The 19,676-nt window shown below is 37.7% G+C and carries 20 protein-coding genes; 9 read left to right on the forward strand and 11 right to left on the reverse strand.

The window, feature by feature from the left end:
• Positions 1 to 2 precede the first annotated feature (2 nt).
• From folP to MLC52_RS09565, 5 genes are read right to left on the reverse strand one after another with little or no spacing between them, the layout of a single operon-like run.
• Positions 3 to 1,142: a dihydropteroate synthase gene (gene folP / locus MLC52_RS09545; RefSeq protein WP_434580184.1), complete on the reverse strand. Its 1,140-nt coding sequence runs from the start codon at positions 1,140 to 1,142 to the stop codon at positions 3 to 5.
• Positions 1,139 to 1,759 carry a DNA polymerase III subunit delta' gene (locus MLC52_RS09550; protein ID WP_434580186.1) on the reverse strand — a complete coding sequence of 207 codons (621 nt, stop codon included), beginning with the start codon at positions 1,757 to 1,759 and terminating at the stop codon, positions 1,139 to 1,141. The genes folP and MLC52_RS09550 overlap by 4 nt, the downstream gene beginning before the upstream one ends.
• Positions 1,746 to 2,294, reverse strand: a complete 549-nt coding sequence (locus tag MLC52_RS09555; RefSeq protein ID WP_151899756.1) for a HobA family DNA replication regulator — start codon at positions 2,292 to 2,294, stop codon at positions 1,746 to 1,748. Before MLC52_RS09555 ends, MLC52_RS09550 begins: the two co-directional genes overlap by 14 nt.
• Positions 2,295 to 2,302: 8 nt before the next feature.
• Entirely contained in the window at positions 2,303 to 3,514 is a 1,212-nt protein-coding gene (locus MLC52_RS09560) for an aspartate kinase (protein ID WP_151899755.1), read from the reverse strand.
• Complete coding sequence (locus tag MLC52_RS09565; RefSeq protein ID WP_151899754.1) at positions 3,515 to 3,985, reverse strand: RNA pyrophosphohydrolase; 471 nt, start codon at positions 3,983 to 3,985, stop codon at positions 3,515 to 3,517.
• 77 nt (positions 3,986 to 4,062) lie between these two features.
• Here MLC52_RS09565 and hemW point away from each other — a divergent pair, with 77 nt between their 5' ends.
• From hemW to queA, 4 genes are read left to right on the forward strand one after another with little or no spacing between them, the layout of a single operon-like run.
• A complete protein-coding gene (gene hemW / locus MLC52_RS09570; RefSeq protein WP_346389859.1) occupies positions 4,063 to 5,118 on the forward strand; it encodes a radical SAM family heme chaperone HemW in 1,056 nt (351 codons plus the stop codon).
• A 59-nt stretch (positions 5,119 to 5,177) separates the two neighbouring features.
• Entirely contained in the window at positions 5,178 to 5,597 is a 420-nt protein-coding gene (gene tatB, locus MLC52_RS09575; RefSeq protein ID WP_151899752.1) for a Sec-independent protein translocase protein TatB, read from the forward strand.
• Positions 5,590 to 6,441, forward strand: coding sequence for a twin-arginine translocase subunit TatC (gene tatC / locus MLC52_RS09580; protein ID WP_434580190.1), 852 nt, complete (start codon positions 5,590 to 5,592; stop codon positions 6,439 to 6,441). The genes tatB and tatC overlap by 8 nt, the downstream gene beginning before the upstream one ends.
• Entirely contained in the window at positions 6,434 to 7,462 is a 1,029-nt protein-coding gene (gene queA / locus MLC52_RS09585) for a tRNA preQ1(34) S-adenosylmethionine ribosyltransferase-isomerase QueA (RefSeq protein WP_434580191.1), read from the forward strand. Before tatC ends, queA begins: the two co-directional genes overlap by 8 nt.
• 11 nt (positions 7,463 to 7,473) lie before the next feature.
• On the opposite strand, the gene MLC52_RS09590 is transcribed toward queA, so the two are convergent.
• On the reverse strand, positions 7,474 to 8,928 hold the full coding sequence (locus tag MLC52_RS09590) for an acetyl-CoA carboxylase biotin carboxylase subunit (RefSeq protein ID WP_434580193.1): 1,455 nt from the start codon (positions 8,926 to 8,928) through the stop codon (positions 7,474 to 7,476).
• A 126-nt stretch (positions 8,929 to 9,054) separates the two neighbouring features.
• On the opposite strand from MLC52_RS09590, the gene MLC52_RS09595 reads away from it, so the two are divergent.
• Positions 9,055 to 9,930: an AraC family transcriptional regulator gene (locus MLC52_RS09595; RefSeq protein ID WP_151899748.1), complete on the forward strand. Its 876-nt coding sequence runs from the start codon at positions 9,055 to 9,057 to the stop codon at positions 9,928 to 9,930.
• Here the strand turns inward: MLC52_RS09595 and MLC52_RS09600 are convergent.
• The 4 genes from MLC52_RS09600 to MLC52_RS09615 all read right to left on the reverse strand — a co-directional run bounded on the left by MLC52_RS09600 (position 9,920) and on the right by MLC52_RS09615 (position 15,921).
• Entirely contained in the window at positions 9,920 to 10,696 is a 777-nt protein-coding gene (locus MLC52_RS09600; protein ID WP_434580194.1) for a DNA-processing protein DprA, read from the reverse strand. The two genes, MLC52_RS09595 and MLC52_RS09600, sit on opposite strands and share 11 nt — an antisense overlap.
• 7 nt (positions 10,697 to 10,703) lie before the next feature.
• Positions 10,704 to 11,696, reverse strand: a complete 993-nt coding sequence (locus MLC52_RS09605; RefSeq protein WP_434580196.1) for a divergent polysaccharide deacetylase family protein — start codon at positions 11,694 to 11,696, stop codon at positions 10,704 to 10,706.
• 63 nt (positions 11,697 to 11,759) lie between these two features.
• A complete protein-coding gene (locus tag MLC52_RS09610; RefSeq protein ID WP_434580198.1) occupies positions 11,760 to 14,909 on the reverse strand; it encodes a transporter substrate-binding domain-containing protein in 3,150 nt (1,049 codons plus the stop codon).
• Positions 14,881 to 15,921 carry an HD domain-containing phosphohydrolase gene (locus MLC52_RS09615; protein WP_434580199.1) on the reverse strand — a complete coding sequence of 347 codons (1,041 nt, stop codon included), beginning with the start codon at positions 15,919 to 15,921 and terminating at the stop codon, positions 14,881 to 14,883. Before MLC52_RS09615 ends, MLC52_RS09610 begins: the two co-directional genes overlap by 29 nt.
• A gap of 231 nt (positions 15,922 to 16,152) precedes the next feature.
• Between MLC52_RS09615 and rpsF the strand changes: the two genes are divergently transcribed.
• The 4 genes from rpsF to MLC52_RS09635 all read left to right on the forward strand — a co-directional run bounded on the left by rpsF (position 16,153) and on the right by MLC52_RS09635 (position 19,316).
• Positions 16,153 to 16,599: a 30S ribosomal protein S6 gene (rpsF, locus tag MLC52_RS09620; protein WP_434580201.1), complete on the forward strand. Its 447-nt coding sequence runs from the start codon at positions 16,153 to 16,155 to the stop codon at positions 16,597 to 16,599.
• 30 nt (positions 16,600 to 16,629) lie between these two features.
• Entirely contained in the window at positions 16,630 to 17,190 is a 561-nt protein-coding gene (locus tag MLC52_RS09625; protein WP_346389851.1) for a single-stranded DNA-binding protein, read from the forward strand.
• A gap of 26 nt (positions 17,191 to 17,216) precedes the next feature.
• Complete coding sequence (rpsR, locus tag MLC52_RS09630; RefSeq protein WP_151899741.1) at positions 17,217 to 17,480, forward strand: 30S ribosomal protein S18; 264 nt, start codon at positions 17,217 to 17,219, stop codon at positions 17,478 to 17,480.
• 99 nt (positions 17,481 to 17,579) lie between these two features.
• The gene (locus MLC52_RS09635; protein WP_434580203.1) at positions 17,580 to 19,316 is read left to right on the forward strand and encodes a hypothetical protein; all 1,737 of its coding nucleotides are present in this window, start codon (positions 17,580 to 17,582) and stop codon (positions 19,314 to 19,316) included.
• On the opposite strand, the gene MLC52_RS09640 is transcribed toward MLC52_RS09635, so the two are convergent.
• The gene (locus tag MLC52_RS09640) at positions 19,313 to 19,651 is read right to left on the reverse strand and encodes a cytochrome C (protein WP_193150379.1); all 339 of its coding nucleotides are present in this window, start codon (positions 19,649 to 19,651) and stop codon (positions 19,313 to 19,315) included. The genes MLC52_RS09635 and MLC52_RS09640 overlap by 4 nt on opposite strands.
• Positions 19,652 to 19,676 lie beyond the last annotated feature (25 nt).

Here is a 19,676-nt window from a genome sequence, read left to right on the forward strand (position 1 = left end):
CTTTATGTATGCAAGGCCTTAAAAACTTTAAGCGCTTGCAGGTGCTGGGCGACATCATGCACCCGTAAAATGGATGCACCGTTTTTTACTGCTTCAAGATGAAGAGTCAGTGTGCCGGGAAGCCTTTCTTCAACAGAAGAAGGTGAAATTTTATCTATCATGGATTTTCTGGAAGCTCCGACCAGCAATGGCTTGCCCAGCGTTAAAAAGTGCTCAAGGCTATTTAAAAGTCTTATATTGTCTTCTACTCTTTTTCCGAAACCTATGCCTACATCAAGCACAATTTTTTTCACTCCAAAACTTTCAGCTTTTTCTACTCTTTTGCTAAAGAAATCATATACATCCTCTATAACATTTTCATAATGGGGGTTTTTCTGCATCGTTTGTGGCGTTCCTTTCATATGCATGATTACCGCTGTTGCATTATAAGCCGCACAAAGCCTGCATACCTCATCGTTTTGCAAACCGGTTATGTCATTTACAATACTAAAACCGCTCTCCAGTGCCCTTTGTAAAACTTTTGGTTCATAACTGTCACAACTGAATTTTACCTTTTCATACAGTTTTTCTTCTTTTATAAGTCTCAAAAGCGGTTCTATTCTTGCCAATTCCTCTTTTACACTCACATGTGGAGCATTTGGGCGAGAAGAGACAGCACCGATATCTATTATATCTGCACCCTCTTGAATCATAGTCTCTATGGTTTGTATTGCTTCTTTTTCTTTGAGCCTGCTTTGTGCGTAAAAACTGTCATCATTCGCATTAACAATACCCATAATTTCTACTGCATCCGGCTGACGAACCTGCGCAAACTCTTTGAGTTTTTTTGCTAACTCTTTGAGTCCAAAAGGTTGTGCCAACTCTTTTTTTGCCAAAACTTTCAGCTGTTTTGTATTCGCAATGAGTATGCAGTCAACTTTTGGCTTTGCTGCGATAACTGTCCCCCGGGGAACAGCCAAATCAGCCCCGATGGAGAGAGCATCCTGTTTCAAAATATTGGCAGCCCCTACATGCAAATCATATATATATAAAATATGCATTGTTGCTTTTGACGCCAAAATTGTAATACCGCCCGAATCAACACCAAGCTTTTGCAATGCATCTTTTATATTTATTTCATTTGACAGTTTTTCTACTCTCACTGTCTCTCCTGTGCAAAGCTCATAAGCAGCATTGCCAAAACACTTTGAGGCCGTGAATTCAGATCAAGCAATCTGTAGGCCTTGTCAAAATTATCCAGCTGCAATGGAGAAAGTATGAGCCTGTCTATAACAGTTGCTCTGTAAAAAAGCGCTTCAACCAAAGCTTTGGCTTCTGTTTTAGAGACTCTGGCATGCTGTTTTAAAAATGCAAAAACCTCTTTATAGTCAAGTCGTGCAAGTGTAATATCCAACTCCATAACACTGTGATGGAGCTGGTTCTTTAAAATCGGCAGTCGTGAGCGTACGGTAGGCAGCAAGTTGGATTTCGTCGGGGAGATTATAATAAACTCTATATTTGCCGGCGGTTCTTCCAAAAGTTTTAGCAGAGAGTTTTGTGCCACATCAGTAAACTCAAAAGCTGCGATGATGATATACTTTGTCTGTGCTTCGCTGATGTACGCTTCAGCCGTTACAAGTTTTGCATGTTCAATTTTAAAATTTTCTTCTATAAACTTTACAACCCGGAAGCCCTGCAGTTCATTTTCCAGTTTTTCAGCAGCTTCCTCCACATCATTTGCAATGAGGATATGCCCTTTTATTGCATCAGGAACTTGCATCAACCTCTCCAAACATTGCAGCATTCAACGAAGCATCAAAAAGTTTGTAGAGCTGTAACAGTTTGATATCCAAATCCGTATCATAGGATTTGAGTGTAAACGCATTGTTGAAATCTTCATCAAAGATCCAAAAATAACTTTCATCTTTTCTTTTGGCGATATCGCTGCGTTTATCATCTCCTTTGCCGATGTACCAAAAAAAGTAATCGCCCTTAAAAGAGAGTGAAATCATATCGTCTATAATATCTATCATTTCACCACTGCCTACACTGTTGTAATGGGTATAAATGTTGTCAATGCTGATGATAGGTATCATAGGGCGTTCAAGCAATACTCCGTTTAAAGAACTCAAAATGTAATTTTCAAACCACTTTCTTTTTTCGTCAGTAATTAGAATAATTGTTTTGCCATTAAGAATCTGTTCCAATGCGTATGCAGTTGTTTTAGACCACTCAAACCGGTGTTCTTCAAGCCAGCTGAGACTGCCGCCCTTTTCTCTTATGGCATCCAGGCTCCATTGTGCAAAATCCGGCATGTAAGTACTTATTTGTCTAGCTCATAGGTATTGTGCAGAGATCGCACCGCAAGTTCTGCATACTTTTCGTCTATAACCATGGATACTTTTATTTCTGATGTTGAAATCATATTGATATTGATATTTTCTTTTGCCATCGTCGAGAAGGCTTTGGCAGCAACACCGGCATGCGATTTCATACCAACACCCACTACAGAAACCTTGCAGATATCTTCATTATAAGAATCATCTTTGATTTCACCGCTTTGTACAAAGGTGTCTACAACAGATTTTGCATCATGCAGATCACTCACAGGTACAGTAAAGTCAATATTTGTTGTATCATCAACCGCTTTGTTCTGAATGATCATATCCACATTTACCTCGGCATCTGCCAATGCATTAAAAATATCAGAAGCAATGCCCGGTCTGTCTTTGACACCCATTAAAGAGATGCGTGCCTGGTTTCTGTCTAACGCAATTCCGCTTACTAGTGGTTTTTCCATAATATTTTCTTCCTTTGTAATTAATGTTCCCTCATCATCGCAAAAGCTGCTTCGTGTTACGAGATTGACATTGAGTTTTTTTGCCAGTTCTACAGAGCGGTTTTGTAATACTTTTGCGCCTAATGATGCAAGTTCAAGCATCTCTTCATAAGAGATTTTATCAAGTTTTTTTGCTTTTGGTTCAATTCGCGGATCTGTTGTAAAAATACCTGTCACATCCGTATAAATTTCACATAAGTCAGCTTCTAATGCACCTGCGATAGCAACAGCTGAGAGATCGCTTCCTCCACGTCCGAGTGTTGTGACATCTCCGTCTGTGTTTACTCCCTGAAAACCGGCAACTACAACAACTTTGCCACTTTGCAACGCACTTTTCATAGCTTTGGGATCAATCTCTTCAATACGCGCTTTGGTATGCTGCTTGTCAGTTACAATACCCGCTTTTCTCCCCGTCATTGCAACAGCATCAATTCCCATCTCCTGCAGTGCAATAGAGAGGAGTGCCGATGTCACTCTTTCACCTGAACTCAAAAGCATATCCATCTCTGCACGGGCAGGATTTTTTGAAAAATGTTCGGCATATCCAACAAGTTTGTTTGTTTCTCCGCTCATTGCCGAAACAACAACTACTACATCATGCCCGGCTTCTTTTGTTTTTGCCACACGATTCGCTACATTTTGTATGCGTTCCAAATCACCAACACTGGTCCCACCGAATTTTTGAACTATTAGCATTTACAACAGCCCCTCTCTTTTAAAATGATTTATAACTTTTTCATATACAGACTGCTTAAAATGCGGTGTAAAGTCTAAAACATCCTCTATTGCCACAAATTTATAGTTTATAAACTCGGGATGCTTTGTATCTAGGTTTATTTTGGCATCTTTTGCGAGTTTGAGTAAAAAATATTTTTGTGTCTGTCCCTTATACGGCTTCATTTTACTCGCAATTTTAGGAGGAAAATCATAAGAAATCCACTCTGGATATTCTGCTATTATTTCAGCAGAGTCTGTCCCTATCTCTTCTTCCATTTCACGGAAAAGAGCCTCTTTGACCTCTTCGCCTTCATCAATGCCACCCTGTGGAAACTGCCAAATGTCAGTCAAATCATTTCTTTGTGCGATAAAAACATCTTTTTTTTGCGGATACTCATTTGAGACGATTATCATAGCAACATTGGGACGGTATATTTCTTCTTTACTCATATAAGCACCTGTATTTAATTGTACGCGATTATACAGCAATAGCAATTAAAATAAGTTTATCCGGCTATAATTTCACTATGTTAGTTTATATTCATATTCCTTTTTGCGATTCCAAATGCTCTTACTGCGCTTTCAACTCTTATGTTGACAAGTTTCACCTCAAAGAGAATTACATGTATGCCCTTAAAAAACAGCTGCAGTATGAATTGCAAAGATTTCAGGCAGAAAAAGAGACTATAGAAACTGTTTTTATAGGAGGAGGCACGCCTTCAACCGTTGCCCCGCAGCTTTATGAAGAAATTTTCGACCTGCTTAATCCCTATCTTGTGAAAAACGCAGAAATAACCAGTGAAGCAAATCCCAACTCTGCAACAAAAGAGTGGCTTGAGGGCATGTATACTCTCGGAGTGAACCGTATCAGCTTCGGAACGCAGACTTTTGATAAGGAAAAACTCAAAATTTTAAACAGAGCACATACCCCGCAGATGTCTTCAGATGCTGTTCACAATGCCTCTGCTGTCGGCTTTAAAAACATCTCATTGGATTTGATTTATGCTACCCTGGGTGATACAAAAGAACTTCTTTCACATGACATACAAACAGCGCTGTCTCTGCCAATCAATCACATCAGTGCCTATGCCTTAATGATTGAAGAGGGTACGGCCTTTGAAAACCGTCCTCAAATGTCAAGTGAACAGCTCTCACTTACAAAATGGATTTTCAAAGAGATTCAAAAGCATGGGTTTTCACAGTATGAAATAAGCAATTTTGGAAGCTATCAATCTCTTCACAATCTTGGCTATTGGCAATATAAAGACTATATCGGTGCCGGAGCCGGAGCTGTCGGCAAACTTGGACTAACAAGATTTTATCCCTTAACTGATATAGAAGCATATATCAGCGATCCTCTGTCAATCAGACAAGAGATACTCACACGAGAAGACAAAAGACTCGAACAGATCTTTTTGGGTCTGCGCTCTGTTGTCGGCGTAGATCAGGATATATTAAATGCACAGGAACGGCAAAAAGCAGAAATTTTGCTCAATGAAAACAAAATCGTGTTAAAAAATAATATTTTATACAACACAGATTACCTTTTGGCAGATGAAATTGCGCTCTTTTTGACCTCTTGAAGATTTTTTAATGATTCTTTGGATAAAATCTCACTATCAATAAACTATGAAGGCTGAATATGTTTGGTATGGGTTTTACAGAGATGCTACTCATAGCAGTTGTCGCTATTTTATTTCTAGGTCCGGACAAACTGCCTAGTACAATGGTCGAAATTGCTAAATTTTTTAGAAACGTTAAAAACACGATAGGAACAGTAAAAGACTCCCTTGAAGAAGAGATGAATTTAAGTCAGATAAAACAGGAAGCACTTGCTTATAAACAAGAGCTTCTCAATGCCAGCGAAAGCCTGAACAAAGTTACAGACATTCCTGCGCAGGCCGGTGCAAAACTTACAAACCTCACAGACAATCTTTTAGAAGATGATGAAGATACAATCGAAAAAGCACCTAAAGAGACGCAGGAAGTGACTTTTAAGAAAAAGAAGAAAGAGAAAGAAAAAGAAAATACAGAGAAAGAAGAAGAAAATAAAAATGTTTGATGAATTAAGACCGCACCTTGTAGAACTCCGAAAGAGGCTGGCTATTTCAGCAGCAAGTTTAATAGTTATGTTTTTTGTCATGTTTTACTTCCATGAACCTATACTTACATGGATGGTACAGCCACTCAATGATGCTCTGACAGAAGTCGGCAAAGTCTCTGTCAATGCGGCAAACGGTATGATTACCACATCACAGGTTGGCGGCGCATTCTTTGTCGCATTGAAAGTTTCCTTTTTTGCAGCGATTGTCGGAGCCTTGCCTATTATACTTTCGCAAATTTGGCTTTTTATCGCGCCTGGACTCTATGCCCACGAAAAAAAGATGATCATTCCTTTTATTGTCGGTGGTACAGTTATGTTTCTTGTGGGTGTTCTTTTTGCCTACTATATTGTGACACCTTTTGGATTTGACTTCCTCATTACCTTCGGTTCATTTAAATTTACTCCGCTTATTAACATCGAGGATTATGTCGGATTTTTTACAAAAATCATGTTTGGTTTCGGTCTTGCTTTTGAACTGCCTGTGTTTGCCTACTTTTTGGCACTTCTCGGACTTGTTGATGACAGACAGATGACGGCATTTTTCAAATATGCAATCATTATTATTTTTATAGTTGCAGCCCTGCTGACTCCACCGGATGTGTTAACACAGCTGCTTATGGCCGGTCCGCTTGTGATACTCTATCTGCTTTCTATTTTGATAGTGAAAATGGTAAACCCTGCCCCGCCTTTGGAAGAAGAAGAAGAAGATGATGATGAAGAGGAAGAAGATGAAAGCAGTTTAAGTGTTAAGCATCATGATGAATATGATGAGCTTACAGACAAAAAGGACAAAGATGAGTAACCAGGAGTTACTCACTGCAAGCTATGACTTCACTCTTCCTGATGAACTTATAGCAAACTATCCTGCTTCTCCCCGTGATCATGCAAAACTTTTAGTCTACGACAGAGCCACGGACACAATTACACACACCTTTTTTTATAATCTTGAAAACTTTCTTTCTCCGGAGTGTGCTCTCATTTTTAATGATACAAAAGTTATAAAAGCAAGACTTTTTGGAAAAAAACAGAGTGGCGGGAAAATAGAACTTCTCATAAACAGAGCCATTACTGCACACAATATCAATGTATATATTCGAGGAAAAGTGAAGAGAGACACAGAGATATTTTTTGATGACAATCTCATGGCAAAAGTGACACAATTAAATGAGGACGGCAGTCGTGAAGTCAATTTTTACCAAAATAGCATACTCTTACGGTTTGAAGATTTGCTTCCTGTGATAGACAAAATAGGGCATATCCCTCTTCCTCCCTACATTCAAAGACCAGATGAGGATGAAGATGCTGATGAATACCAAAGCGTATTTGCTTCGCAGGAAGGAGCCGTTGCCGCACCTACCGCTTCGCTGCATTTTACATCCGAGCAGCATAAAAGAATTTGTCAAAAACACAAGCATGCCTATATTACTTTACATGTAGGAAGCGGTACTTTTAAACCTGTGGAAGCTGAAGTGATTACAAACCATCCAATGCATTCGGAGTACTATGATATTTCAAAGGAAGCAAAAGAGATTTTGGATTCTGATATTCCTGTCTTGAGTGTTGGAACAACATCAACAAGAACTATAGAATTTTATGCAAGACACAAAGGACAAATGAGGGGTGAAGCAAATCTATTTTTACATCCAAACAACAAACCCTTACGCGTGAATCATCTTTTGACAAATTTTCATCTGCCAAAATCAACACTGCTTATGCTCGTTGCATCTTTTGTCGGGCTTGATAAAACGCATCAGCTTTACGCTGAAGCGATACAGGAAAAATACAGATTTTACTCCTACGGCGATGCGATGCTTATTCTCTAAGCACCGCTGTTTCAGCTTCTTGTAATTAAATTATTCTCTTTGATTTTTTTGATAATACTGCTTAAAAAAGAGACTTTCTTCTCTTCATCAGCAAGAAGAGAGACTGCACCAAGATTGAATTTTTCCATTTTGGAATCCAAATAGCCTGTATTAAATTTTCCTGCTCTAAACTCTTCATCCCGTACAATTTCTCTGTGAAGAACAATATTTGTTTTGAATCCTTCAATATAGAACTCATCCAGTGCTCTTTTGGCTTTTCTCACAGCACCCTCCCAGTCCAGAGACCAGACTATGAGTTTTCCAAGCATAGAATCATAACATGTAGGCAATTCATAGCCTGCATAAAGGCTTGTATCAAGACGCACGCCCGGTCCTCCAGGTGTCAGATATTTTGTAACCGTACCGGCAGTCGGCATAAAGTTGTTTTGCGGATCTTCAGAATTGATTCTAAATTCAATGGAATAGCCTCGAAACTGTATCTCTTCTTGTAAAAATTTCAATTTGTCTCCGCCGGCAATCTCTATCATTCTCTGTATAATATCCACACCTGTAATCGTTTCAGTTACAGGATGTTCCACCTGCACTCTGGTGTTCATTTCTATAAAATAAATATTATCCTGTTCGTCAACCAAAAACTCTACTGTTCCGACACTCTCATACCCCAGTCTGAACATTGCTTTGATGGAAACTCTGTAGAGTTCTTTGCGAACCGCATCATTAAGCAGTGGCGACGGTGCAATTTCAATAACTTTTTGATGACGACGCTGAATCGAGCAGTCTCTCTCTCCCAAATGCACAATATTGCCATATTTGTCAGCAACAATCTGGACTTCGATATGACGAGGATTTTCAACATATTTTTCTATAAAAACATCCCCTTTTCCAAAATATTTCACCGCTTCATTTGTAGCAGATTCAAACATTTTAGAAAACTCTTTTGCCTGCTTGACAATTCTCATTCCTCTGCCGCCGCCGCCGAATGCAGCTTTGATAATTACAGGAAATCCTATCTCTTTGGCAATTTTTTCACCCTCTTTAACATCTATAACCGGTGTGTCAGTCCCTTCTAAGACAGGAACACCGATTTTTTTCATCGCAACTTTGGAAGCCATTTTGTCACCAAAAAGTTCAATGTGCTCTGGTTTGGGACCTATGAAAATTATACTGTTCTCTTCACAGGCTCTGGCGAATTCAGCACTTTCAGATAAAAATCCGTATCCCGGATGTATGGCATCGCAGTTTGCTTTTTTTGCCATTGAAATTATTCTGTCATAGTTCAAATATGCTTCAATAGGATTCCCCATTATAGGATAGCATTCATCTGCCTTGGCAACCCAGACGCCTTCCACATCAACTTCTGAAAACACAACGACTGTTTTTATTTCCAACTCTTTACACGCACGAATAATTCTCAGCGCTATTTCGCCTCTGTTTGCGATCAACATTTTAGATATTTTTTGCTTCATGTGATTCTCCAATATTTTAAACTGCAGTATTATAAAGTTTTAAAAAAATTATCTCTATACTTTAATTGGCATTAAAGTTATCTATTTTTGTAATTTTTATTTTCTAATTTTGCTATAATAAGAATTATGAAAAAAACAACTTTAGAAAAAAAGATAAAAATCTCCAATTATATTATGTATTACATCTATACCAATATAGATACAGATATCAATATGGATGAACTTGCCCAAAACCTGAAAATCAATAAATTTTACATGCATAAGATTTTCAAAGAGATATTCAACCGAAATATATATGAAAGTATAAAATCCATACGCCTGCAAAAAGCTTCCAATCTGCTCTTAACCAACAAATACTCCACAATATCCGAAGTTGCAAACTCCTGTGGATACTCTTCGCAGACTTCTTTTATACGCGCTTTTAAAATCCGCTTTGCCATGACACCCAAAGAGTGGCGAAAAGGGGGCTACAAAAAGTATTCGAGCAAAATCCTCAAACAGTCTTTAATAGCCACAAAATCAAAGGCACAGTTTCATACCATTACACCTGAAATTGTGAAGATGCCTGAACTTTCAGCATACTACATAAGACACAGAGGATATAACGACAGCATAAAACAGACTTGGCAAAAACTCCAAACATGGGTGTTTAGCAACAATCTCACCAACTACAAAGAGATTGCACTTCTGCATGACAATCCGGCAATTACACCGCTTGACGAGTGCCAATATGTTGCCTGCATCGTCAATGAGGATCCAAATATTACCGTGAATGACAGATTGCCAAACTTTAAAATCTCAGGAGGGGTGTACGCGAAATTTGATCTGCAGGGAGAATCCGGAGACTTTTTGAAATTTATTCATTGGGTATATCACAGCTGGCTGCCGCAAAATGAGTATGAAACCACAACAAAACCCCCTTATGTCGTTTATAAAAAAAACAAGTATTTATCCAAAGACAATAAGTTTGACATCAGTCTTTATTTATCAATCAGTTACTAAGATAGACTCTTGCATTTTTTATCTCTACGGTTCCGGCCAGTTCTGCTTCAAAAATTTTTGTCGGATATTTTTGCAAAGCGTCCTCATAGGTCGGATTGCTTTGACAATAGTACAAAAACTCATCCAAAGCCACTTCTTTACATGTAAACCCTGCAAACTCTGCTACAAAAGCATCTAGATTATAAATAGCTTTTGCTTTTGCTTTTGCAAGTAAATTATTTGTCGCTTCACTCTCTCCTATACGATGTGGTAAAACATATACCTCTTTTCCCATTTTCAAAGCATACTCAACACTGCGCATCGTTCCTGAGTTAAAATCTGCATAAGTCACTACAAGCACATCTCCCAAAGCAACAACTATTTCATTTCGCAAAGGGAAATGATATTTGCGAGAAGGAGTCCCTTCTTCAAACTGACTGAGTACCAAACCGCTTGTCTCAATATCTGCAATAATATTTTTGTTGATTGCAGGATAGCGCTTGTCAAGTCCTGTTGCTGCAACCATAATGGTGTTTTTTGCACCGGCAGCCTTATGTGCAATGGCATCAACGCCCAAAGCACCGCCGCTTACTATGCAGACACCCTCTAAAGAAAGTTTGTGAGAAAGCCGGTGTGTCAATTCTCTTGCATATTGATTTGGTTTTCTGCTTCCTACAATTGCAATTTTCTTTTTATGCAATAATTCACTGTTTCCTTTGTAAAAAAGTTTCTCCGGATAGTGCTTCATAGCATCAAGTTCGGGTATATGAAAATTTATTTGCTGCATTGCAAAGTCAATATATTTTATTTATCTGCACTAACTCAACATCTTTAAACAAAGCCTTAGATTCAGAGAGTGCCTGCAGTGTATTTTTATGAGGATGGCCTATTGCAATGGCACTACCATGTGCCTTTGCAACTGCAATAGCTTTTTTTATCTGTTTTAATATATATGGCTTGTCCATGTGATGATCCAAAAAAACATCGCGCGCAACATATTTCAGTCCGAAATTTTTCAGTACTTTTGGCGCCATTGTTTTAGCAGTCGTTCTGCTGTCTATAAAGCGTATATGGTTTGCATTTAGAGCAAAAACCAGTCTGTTCATTGCTATTTCATTTGATGTAAACTTGCTGCCGGTGTGATTGTTGATATAAGCGACTTTTGGAAACAGTTTTTTAATATCTTTTATTTTTGCGGAGATTTTTTGCTGAGAATCATGTATGCGGAGAGTATGCGGTTCCTCAGCACTAAAGTGCATTGCTTCCATCGGTAAGTGTACCATATAAAACTTTTCATGTGATGCAAGTTTCGCAGAGTCGGGTCTTGCTACACGTGGTGGCAGAAAAGACATAGTAACATTGAGATGCAAACGTTTTACGGCTCTTACCTGAGATGCGGTCTGCATATCATCTATGATGATAGCCAATTTCGGTTTTGATGTATAAATCTGCACTTTTTTCGGTTTTTGCTTTGGAGGGTTTGCCAGGGTTTCATTATCTATTTCATGTGCTGCGGAAACGTATGTTTTTGTCTCTTTTTTCAGTACCTCCTGCAGTCTTTTGTTTACACTTACAGCTGGTGCTTTTGGAATTGTTTGTGCTGACTTGTGCTTTGTTATTGACTTTTCTTTTTTATGCATTTTTCCATCATTTGCTCCAAAATAATACCCTGTAATTAAAGATATTAAAACAAGGGCTGTCAGTGCTAAAAACCATGCTGTATATTTTAATAAAGAAGAACCGGTTTTTTTCTTCGTTCTTCTTGTTCTTTTTTTTCTTTTTGCCATCTACTCTTCATCTTAAAGTTAAATTTATTGAAACTATATCCTAAAAAAATAAAAATCTTAATTTTATTGCAGTTTGTCATATAGATCTTCGGCAGTGGTATCGAAACGGTAAAGCAGTTTTTCAAGCTCTTTGATATCGAACGCTTCTATACTCTCTTGAAGTTGCAATGCATACTGCTCAAGAGGTTTTATATCATACTCTGCTGCCAGGGTACAAAGTCTTTTACTAAAATCTTTTGTATCAGAAAAGCTATGCGTCTGCAGTGCTTTTTTATAAAGAGTCTGTATCTCTTCTTCTATAGTTTTTCGTATCTCAGCACTGTTTTGTTTTGCTTTTTCACTGAGTTCAAATACCTCTTTATCTGGCTTATCAGGCATTTCCGCCTCATCAACTGCCAAAAATTTGCTTAATTCCACAAAAAGATCATACTTCAAAACAGGCTTTCGTAAAAAACCGTCAAAATGGGTATCTTTGTACTCCTGCTCATTTTCCATAAGCGAAGCTGTTAATGCAATAACAGGACACTTGGAGATTTTTCGCAATGCAGTTGTCACTTCATAGCCATCCATCTCAGGCATTTTTATATCCATTAAAACCAAGTCCGGCTGCTCTGTTTTACAAAGCGCTATCGCTTCCAAACCGTTTTTTGCCGTTATCACTGTAATTGCAGTGTTTTCAAAAATTTTCACTATCAAATCACGATTACTTTCAATATCATCAACAACCAGTATTTTTGCTTTTTTAAATTTTATATTTTTTAAATTTTTTATACGAATATCGTCCTGTGCATCATTCTCTGCTATTGATGCTATGCTTACATTATAGAGGTGCACTTTAAAGACAGTCCCTTTTTTCTCTTGGCTCTCTACAGAAATATTGCCTCCCATCATTTCACACAAACGTTTTGATATACTCAGTCCAAGTCCTGTACCGCCGAACTTGCGTGTATCCTGTCCGTCCATCTGCTCAAACTCATTAAAAATTTTTGCCAACTGCTCTTTTGGTATACCGATACCACTGTCCTCGACAGAAATCTCCAGGTTTAATTTTGAGAGATGCTGATCAATATCAAATGCTTTTACGCTTAACTTTACAAAACCTTTTTGCGTAAATTTGATTGCATTTCCTATCAGGTTGAGTAAAATTTGGCGTATGCGTACTTCATCGAGTAACAGACTTTTAGGAATGTTGGTGTTTACATGTACTACAAAATCCAAATTTTTCCTCTCCACCTCAACTGCAAAGATAGAACCCACTTCATCAGCCAATGCAAAGAGATTTGTCGGTTTTGTCTCTATAATCAGTTTTCCTGCTTCTATCTTGGAAAGGTCAAGTATGTCATTTATAAGTGTCAAAAGCGTATGACTTGCATTTTTCACAGTTTTTATATGGCTTTTTAACTTTGGATCCTGTATCTTTTCACTGAGTATATCCGAAAAGCCGATAATAGCATTAAGCGGTGTTCTAATTTCATGGCTCATATTTGAAAGAAATTCAGATTTTGCCTTTGTTGCCGCTTCGGCCTTGTCTTTTTCTATTTGCAGCCTGTGCTGTGTTTGCAAAAGTTCTTCCTGTGCTTTTTCTCTTTTTTTAATCTCTAATGCCAGTTTTCTGTTCCAATAGACAAAAACAGCAATGATAAAAACAACACCGGCCAGAAGTTTCCATAAAAGTTTATAATCAAAGCCATGTGCATATTCTACAGCTATCCAGCGTGACTCTATTCTGTGCCTGTCTTCTTCTTTTATTGCGCTGATTACTTTTTCAAAAATAGATGCGAGTGCCGGCAAATCTTTTTTTATACCCACACTGAACGAAAGAGTGTCCTGCAATTGTCCGGATATTTTCAACTGGTTTGGAAATTTTGTCTGCACTTGATAGCCAACACCTATAAGCGTGCCTATATAACCGAACAACTCTCCATTTTGCACCTTTTGCAACCCTTCCGTTATGCTTTTGACATCAATAAAATCTATTTTTGGATATTTTTGTCTGTAGCTTTCGTTAAAAGAGTAGTCTTTTACTATTGCCACCTTTTTACCTTCGAGTTGTTCCATACTGCTGATATAGGTAACATCCGGTCTTGTGGCAATTACCAAAGGAGTATGCAGATACGGCTTTGTAAAGTGCAGATATTTTTCTCTTTGCGGCGTTTTTGCAACCAAAGAGAGTATTTCACACCTCCCGTTTTGTACAAAAAGAAGTGATTCGCTCCATGTTTTTGTCCGGACTACTTTTATGGGAACAGGAATATTTTTTTGAAACTCTTTAAAATATTCGGCACTGATGCCAATATATTTTCCATCTTTGTCAAAAGCTTCAAAAGGCATCCAGTCAGGTTCTATACACAGAGTAATCTGTTTGTGCTGTTGCAACCACCTTTGCTCTTTCTCACTCCATTGCAAACTCCGGGAGACTTTTGTATCTGTTTGAGAAGCCTCAAACCATTTATCTGTAATTTTTTGCCGTTCTTTATCACTGATATCCTGTAATGATTTTTCTATTATTGCAAACAGCACAGGCTTGTTTTTGTCTATAGCAATAGAAACTTTTGTATCCATTCCCGGAACATTATTTACAATTTTTAAATTTGAAAGATAATCCTGTTTCATTATATAAGAAGCCACTGCAATATTGCCTATGTAGGCATCAACCTTTGAAAAAGAGAGTGCTTTGAGAGACTCTCGGTTTGAGGAGGTAAGGTAAAGATGAATATTCGGATAGTTTTTTTGCAACCATTCATGCAGATACGAGCCCCTGTTTACCGCAACCGTTTTGTTATTCAGTGCATCCATGTTTTTTATATCTTGCCGCGTAGCCTGTGTAACAATAACCAAGGGCATCTCAACATAGGGTGTTGTAAATTTTAAAAATTTTTCTCTTTTTGGTGTCTTTGCCGCACAACTCAGACCGTCAAATTTTCCTGCTTTCATATCGCGCATAACATCAGCCCAAACTTCTGATGTAACAGCAAATGTCAAACCGCTTTTTTGGCTTATGAGCTTTAAAAAATCAGCTGCAATCCCTGTATGTCTTCCCTGTTTATCTACAAATTCATACGGAGGCCAACTGTAATCTGCTCCCAAACGAACGACGGGATGCTCTTTTATCCACTCTTTTTCCTGCGAAGAAAATGTAACTCCAAAAAGAGCCGAAGTATAGAAAAATACAAAAAAAAGAAAACTAATCCTGTGCAATTGCAATGAATTCATCAAGATGTTCTTTAAAAATAGCAACCAATTCCGGATCAAAATGATCTCCACTGTGTTCTTGTATATAATTGACTGCATCATCTATACTCCAGGCATCTTTGTAGACCCTTTTATGTGTCAAAGCATCAAACACATCCGCTAAGGCTACAATACGGGCAAATATGTGAATATCTCTGCCCTGAAGCCCGCGAGGATAGCCCGCTCCGTTGTATTTTTCATGATGTTCATAAGCAATTATATCTGCCGCTTTCATCAGTTTTCTGTTTGAGATTTTCAGGTATTTATGGGCAATTTCAGTATGCGTTTTCATCACTTCAAATTCTTCTTTTGTGAGGGAACCTTTTTTGTGCAAAATATTTTCAGGAATGCCCATCTTCCCAATGTCATGCATAGGACTTGCATGATAAATCACATCAGCATCTCCCTCCGAAACAGCAGGATGATACTGTGCCAAAAGTCTGCTGTACTCCGCCACACGTTTTATGTGTCTGCCTGTCTCATCCGATACAGATTCAACAAGTTCTGTTAAAATAAAAATCATCTCCTTCTGATTCTCTTCAAGTTCACTGTATATACGTTTTTGTTCCTCTTTTAATTTTGTCCGCAAAGACAAGTTGTGAATTTGAAGTATTTTTTTTGCAGTATAAAGTTCAAGATGTGTTTTTGTTCGGGCCAGAAGCTCATTCGCATGAAAAGGCTTTGTAAGGTAATCCACCCCGCCTACTTCAAATGCTCTGGTCATAGAGTCTATATCTGATTTTGCAGTTAAAAAGACAACAGGAATATCTACGAGTCTTGGATCGTTTTTCATCCGTCGGCATACTTCATATCCGTCTATACCAGGCATCATAATATCAAGCAGTACCAAATCAAAATTATTAAAATCCAGAAGGGCTAAAGCTTCTTCCCCGTTTTTGGCATATGAAAAGTCATACCCCTCTTCTTTGAGAATATTCATCGCTACCTGAATATTTTCTATCACATCATCCACAATCAAAACTTTATAACTCATACTCTCATCATGCCCTTCATACTGTATAATTTAAATTAATCTATTTAAACTAAAAACAAATAAAGAACCACTTAAAAGAAGATAAATATATTCAATTTGCTTTTTTTAAGCAAAACTTATGTATAATTTCGAGTTCCTTTCTCTTTGTAATGTCAGAATTGGCACTATATTCAGATCCGAAAGGGAAACAAAAGCCTAGAATTAGGCAATACCAAGAGGAGATCATACTATATGAGACACTACGAAAACCTAGTAATCGTAAAACCTACTTTTACTGCAGAAGAAATCCAGGCCAGCGTCAAAGCAGTTGAAGAAGTTATTACTTCAAACGGTGGAGAAATTGCAGCGACAAACGCTATGGGAATGAGAAAATTAGCATACCCAATTGAAAAAAACGAACGTGGTTACTACTATGTAATCTACTACTCAGTAGCACCTGCTGCAATCGCTGAAATTGAAAGACGTTTCCGTATCAACGAAGACCTTTTAAGATTTATAACGATCAAATATGATTCAAACCGTGAAATAAAAGCATGGAATGAACTTGTAAAAAAAGCAAACAAAGCACCTGAAGCTCCAAAAGCAGAAGAGGCTCCTGCAGCTGAAGCAAAAGCAGAAGAAGCTCCAAAAGCAGAAGAAGCAACAGAAGCTCCGGTAACAGAAGCAGCAGCTGAGTAATAGCATTCGCTATAAAATGAAGGAAAACTTATGTTCAATAAAATAATTTTAGTTGGTAACTTGACGCGTGATATCGAACTTAGATATTCTCAAGGGGGAATGGGAATTGCAAAAACTGCAATTGCTACAAGCCGTAAATTCACCAGCAATGGAGAAAAGAAAGAGGAAGTCTGTTTTGTAGATATCACATTCTTCGGAAGAAGTGCAGAAGTTGCAAACCAATACCTCAGAAAAGGAAGTAAAATCCTTGTTGAGGGAAGATTAAACTTTGAACAGTGGGTTGACCAAAATGGACAAAAAAGATCGAAACATTCTGTTATTGTAGAAACTATGCAAATGCTTGATTCCAAGGGTGACAACCAAGGCGGCGGTTATAATGCACCGGCACAACAAAACAGTGGATATAGCGCACCTGCACAGGGAGAACCGCAAGGGTATCAACAGCCGCCTGTGCAACAACAGCAAAGTTACCAGGCACCACAGCAGCAAAACAGTTACAATAACAATCAAGCAGCGTCTCAGAGTCGTGAAATGCCAAGCAGCAGCTCTATTCCTGAAATTGATATAGATGAAGATGAAATTCCGTTTTAGAAAAAAATAGATACAAAGGGTATACCATGTCAGAAAAAAGAAAATACAAAAAAAGATATTGTAAATACTGTGAAGCAAAAGTTGACTTCATGGATTACAAAGAAGTAGCAAGTTTACGTTTTTCATTATCAGAAAGATATAAAATTATGCCACGTCGTTTAACAGGAAACTGTAAACGTCACCAAGATATGATTACAGTAGTAATCAAACGTGCTCGTGCAGCAGCTTTAGTTCCTTATACTGTAAGCCGTAAGCAAGTTGTAACTGCACCATTTGAAAACCTGAAATAGGTTTTCCTGGTGCTTTTGCACCACTTCATCCCTTAAACTTTCCCGACAAACACCACTTAGGAATATTTATTGCTATAGTTTATCTAAAAAAGCAGTCCTATGAAACTAACTTTATTTATTTTACTGATATTCCATAATTTTTTGCTTCATGCAAAAACATCTGATGATTTTGCACTCATTATTCATAAACCTTTTCAGTCAGGTTTGGTTGATATCACCCAAAATTATGACGGAACCTTGAGTGCTCTTGGTTTTACATATGACTTCAAAAAACAAAGTTTACATGCTGACAAAACATATAATGATCCTTTTGCATACCTGCAGAACATTTCAAATAAATACGGTGCCAAAATAGAACTTATTAAAGTGAATGACAAAGCACAAATCATACAGTCGAAAATCATTCCCCTTACACAATTTGCAAAACCGGCCTCCTTTGTAAAAACACCTGCGAATGGATATATTATAGGCGGATACACAATGGGTGGGTCACAACTCTTGGTGTTACTCGACGCTGCTTTGCATCTGCAGCGATCAGTCTCCTTTGGTACTAAAAACAATAATACAATCCATAAACTTGTTAGCTTGAAAGACGGCGGAGTATTAGCAATAGGCACCTCTTTTACTTCCAGATCAACGCAAGACAACATGTTTCAAAGCGGTTTGGGCAATGATGATGTATGCATAAGCAGGTTTGACAAAGATGCACATCTGCTGTGGACTAAAAAATACGGCACACAGTATGATGATCAGGGGATAGATGCTTCAGAAGCCGATGACGGTTCAATAATAGTTCTCAGCACAACACATACAAAAATGAAAACAGCTGTCAACATCTCAAGATTAACCCAAAACGGCGATAATATATGGCTCAAAGAGATTCCGGACAATGGTTTTAATGAACCTGTAAGTTTACTCAGGCTCAAAGATCATAATTTTGTCATATCATTAGCCAAAACAGATACCATGCACAAAAAGCAAATACGCCTTGTAAAATTTGATATATATAAAAACATCTTGATTGACAGTGAAATCAGTACAACATACTCAAGCCAAATCAACGATCTCAAGGAGTTCAGTGACGGCACATTAATTGGAGTTGGCTTTGTCCGGGACAGTTTCAATACTGATGGTCTGGCGATGATAATCAGCAAAAATCTGAAACTTTTAAAACAGGAACATTACGGAGGAGAAAATTATGATGTTTTTAACAAAGCTGTCATTTTAGCAAACTCCCAGGTAGGTGTAGCCGGTATACATACAGACAAAAATTCCAATGAAAACAATATGTGGATTCTCAAACTCAACAAAGATGCTACAATTGCCCAGATTGCAAGAAACACACTGGATTTCTACACGCAGCTGCGTCAGTTGTTTCAAAAAGAAATAGACACGAAAAAAGTTATCATAAAAAAAGATCTAACTATTGAATTTACTGCTAAAAATCTTTATTTTAAGGCAGGAGAATACAAACTCGGCAAACAGCAAAAAAAGTTTTTTAGAGAATTTTTTACAAAATTAGTAAATTTTTTATATACACACAGAATGCAGGTAAAAACTTTAGAGATCAATGGACATACTTCCAGCGAGTGGAAAAACAGTACCTTTTCAGGGAGATTTTTAAACAATGAAGAGCTCTCTATGAAACGCTCCTATGAAGCGTTCAAGTCGCTTTTCTTGGTACAAAACCCGACAAAGCAAAAATATTTAACGCATATTTTAAAGGGGAGCGGTCTTAACTATAGAAATAGAATTATAACCAATCACACAGAGCATAAAGAAAAATCAAGAAGAGTAAGTTTAAAAATCATTTTAAACAAACACTCTCGTCATTAACCACAGGTCGGGACTTCACCGTCTGCTGCATATTTCCAGACAAAGTCATAAAGGTTTTTCACATCTTTTTCTTTCATTTTCTTAATTTTTTTCACGCCATGAGGACAAATTTTCATCCATTCTTCTTGAAGTTTTCCAGACTCTTTTAAAGAAGTCCAACCTTTACGGTCATGTTTTATCGCAAATACAGCTCCATTTTTCAGTCCGTCTTTCTTACAGATTTTCAGCTTTTTTAAATAAAACCTTTGCCCTTTGCTTGCATCAGCTGTCGCACTTGTTGTAAAAACAGACCCGGCCACTGCAGCAGCCAATAACAATGAAGTCATTTTTTTCATTTACTTTCCTTTACATCTTATAACA

The sequence above is a fragment of the Sulfurimonas sp. NW15 genome (assembly GCF_051132285.1).
Lineage (GTDB): Bacteria > Campylobacterota > Campylobacteria > Campylobacterales > Sulfurimonadaceae > Sulfurimonas > Sulfurimonas hydrogeniphila.

Excerpts from the sequence above, each read along its gene's own strand:
- MLC52_RS09550 (WP_434580186.1), bottom strand. The coding sequence starts at position 1,759 with ATGCAAGTTCCTGATGCAATAAAAGGGCATATCCTCATTGCAAATGAT.
- MLC52_RS09555 (WP_151899756.1), bottom strand. The coding sequence starts at position 2,294 with ATGCCGGATTTTGCACAATGGAGCCTGGATGCCATAAGAGAAAAGGGC.
- MLC52_RS09560 (WP_151899755.1), bottom strand. The coding sequence starts at position 3,514 with ATGCTAATAGTTCAAAAATTCGGTGGGACCAGTGTTGGTGATTTGGAA.
- MLC52_RS09565 (WP_151899754.1), bottom strand. The coding sequence starts at position 3,985 with ATGAGTAAAGAAGAAATATACCGTCCCAATGTTGCTATGATAATCGTC.
- hemW (WP_346389859.1), top strand. The coding sequence starts at position 4,063 with ATGTTAGTTTATATTCATATTCCTTTTTGCGATTCCAAATGCTCTTAC.
- tatB (WP_151899752.1), top strand. The coding sequence starts at position 5,178 with ATGTTTGGTATGGGTTTTACAGAGATGCTACTCATAGCAGTTGTCGCT.
- tatC (WP_434580190.1), top strand. The coding sequence starts at position 5,590 with ATGTTTGATGAATTAAGACCGCACCTTGTAGAACTCCGAAAGAGGCTG.
- queA (WP_434580191.1), top strand. The coding sequence starts at position 6,434 with ATGAGTAACCAGGAGTTACTCACTGCAAGCTATGACTTCACTCTTCCT.
- MLC52_RS09590 (WP_434580193.1), bottom strand. The coding sequence starts at position 8,928 with ATGAAGCAAAAAATATCTAAAATGTTGATCGCAAACAGAGGCGAAATA.
- MLC52_RS09595 (WP_151899748.1), top strand. The coding sequence starts at position 9,055 with ATGAAAAAAACAACTTTAGAAAAAAAGATAAAAATCTCCAATTATATT.
- MLC52_RS09600 (WP_434580194.1), bottom strand. The coding sequence starts at position 10,696 with ATGCAGCAAATAAATTTTCATATACCCGAACTTGATGCTATGAAGCAC.
- MLC52_RS09605 (WP_434580196.1), bottom strand. The coding sequence starts at position 11,696 with ATGGCAAAAAGAAAAAAAAGAACAAGAAGAACGAAGAAAAAAACCGGT.
- MLC52_RS09610 (WP_434580198.1), bottom strand. The coding sequence starts at position 14,909 with ATGAATTCATTGCAATTGCACAGGATTAGTTTTCTTTTTTTTGTATTT.
- MLC52_RS09615 (WP_434580199.1), bottom strand. The coding sequence starts at position 15,921 with ATGAGTTATAAAGTTTTGATTGTGGATGATGTGATAGAAAATATTCAG.
- rpsF (WP_434580201.1), top strand. The coding sequence starts at position 16,153 with ATGAGACACTACGAAAACCTAGTAATCGTAAAACCTACTTTTACTGCA.
- MLC52_RS09625 (WP_346389851.1), top strand. The coding sequence starts at position 16,630 with ATGTTCAATAAAATAATTTTAGTTGGTAACTTGACGCGTGATATCGAA.
- rpsR (WP_151899741.1), top strand. The coding sequence starts at position 17,217 with ATGTCAGAAAAAAGAAAATACAAAAAAAGATATTGTAAATACTGTGAA.
- MLC52_RS09635 (WP_434580203.1), top strand. The coding sequence starts at position 17,580 with ATGAAACTAACTTTATTTATTTTACTGATATTCCATAATTTTTTGCTT.
- MLC52_RS09640 (WP_193150379.1), bottom strand. The coding sequence starts at position 19,651 with ATGAAAAAAATGACTTCATTGTTATTGGCTGCTGCAGTGGCCGGGTCT.